General features: G+C 60.7%; 2 protein-coding genes. Both read left to right on the top strand.

Going from position 1 to position 1,528, the window contains the following annotated elements; translation table 11 throughout:
* Positions 1–253: 253 nt before the first annotated feature.
* Entirely contained in the window at positions 254–595 is a 342-nt protein-coding gene (locus WA944_RS00925) for a hypothetical protein (protein WP_526371121.1), read from the top strand.
* Positions 568–1,062, top strand: coding sequence for an ImmA/IrrE family metallo-endopeptidase (locus tag WA944_RS00920; RefSeq protein ID WP_526371123.1), 495 nt, complete (start codon positions 568–570; stop codon positions 1,060–1,062). Before WA944_RS00925 ends, WA944_RS00920 begins: the two co-directional genes overlap by 28 nt.
* Positions 1,063–1,528 lie beyond the last annotated feature (466 nt).

Below are 1,528 nucleotides of genomic sequence, written 5' to 3'. Positions count from 1 at the left end.
GCAGGTACACACCTACACCAATACCACGTATCCCCTGATCAATCCCAGCAACACGCCCGAAATCGTGTGCCTACACAATTTCGTGGTTCGGCCGACCCCGCGAACCTCCTACCAGCACAAACGCGCGCCACTACTACCCCGATGGATGCCTACGAGCTCCGGAAGTCGGGTCTGCGATTGAAAGCGGTCGGCGAAGTTTCAATGGTGAGCTCACGGCGCTCGGCTATGCCGATCGCAGGCTGACGCTGCCGACATGTCTGAGCCCATTCATCGCGCGCGCTCGTCCACGTCCTCCGCGACGAAGAAGAAAGCCAAGGAGCTTCTCCGCCTGGCCGGAGAAGTCTTCGGAGAACTGGTCGACGCGACTCCCGAGGCCCCGGACATCCTCCTGCGCCGGCGAGCACCGGTCACCAGCCGAGACGAGATTGAAGATGCTGCCACTGAAGTGCGCGCGATCCTCGGCCAGGAAGAATCCGGGCCGATCCGGAATCTGACGGCTCTGGTGGAACGCGCGGGCGTCTGCCTCGTTCCGATCCCAAATTTGCCGGGCCTCGACGGGCTTTCCGCATGGGTGAACGGGGTGCCAGTGATGTGATAGGACTCGATCCTAATGTTCCCGGCGACCGTTTCCGGTTCAGCTTGGGCCACGAGTGCGGACATTTGGCGTTCCACGATCGACGCCACGACTCGGTCGAAAGCGAAGCCAACTTATTCGCAGGCGCTCTGCTGATTCCACCCGATGACTTCGACGCTGCGATGCCCGATAGGCCCAAGTTGTCCGATTTCATTGCGCTCAAGCAGACATGGGGGGTGTCGGTCGCAGCGGTCATCTATCGCGCGCATGAACGCGGGCTCATCGACGACGCTCGGTACCGCGCTCTGCAGATCCAGATGTCAAAATGGCGTCGAAGCGAACCGGGCGGATTTCAACCTGTGACGGGCGTTCTTTTCTCGCGGCTCGTTGAGCTGCACGGTGGCACTCAGGACGTCGCAAAGCAGCTTGGGGTTAACCCGAAACACCTCGGCGAGGTGTTGAATTGGAACCATCTACGGTTGGCGTGAACGCCGCTCAGGCGGACGCACGTCGATGTCACGCACGTCGATGTCACGAACATCGTCGGCGCGTAACCGGATGGTCCTGATGTTTGCAGTCGGAGACACTCGAGCAGATTCAGCTCGCCATGGCGAATTGCCGGGGTGGAACGAAAAGTCGTGACCCCGTCCCTCCGGGTGTGCCGCTGACTGCGCGGTCCTTCGCAGTCGGGTACCGCAGCAGATACCACAGTAAGTTCGTTGCTCGCCAATCTTCACCAACACGCCCAACGCTATAGTCGCAGCTAGGGCCAATTTCTCGGTCATCAATCAGCGCGGGCGAACACAACAAACGCCCAGTTCAGAGGATTTTAAGTCCGCTGCCTCTGCCAATTGGGCTATGGGGGCGTCACCAACGCGCTGATCCTAAAGACTTCGCGTGTGCGACGCCCCGACAACCCCGCAACGCGCCGCTCCTGCGACGCACCATGTCAAC

It is taken from the genome of Mycobacterium sp., assembly GCF_049683355.1.
Lineage (GTDB): Bacteria > Actinomycetota > Actinomycetes > Mycobacteriales > Mycobacteriaceae > Mycobacterium.
Note: the sequence above shows the minus strand (reverse complement) of the source record. Positions and strands in the feature narration are given on the sequence as shown.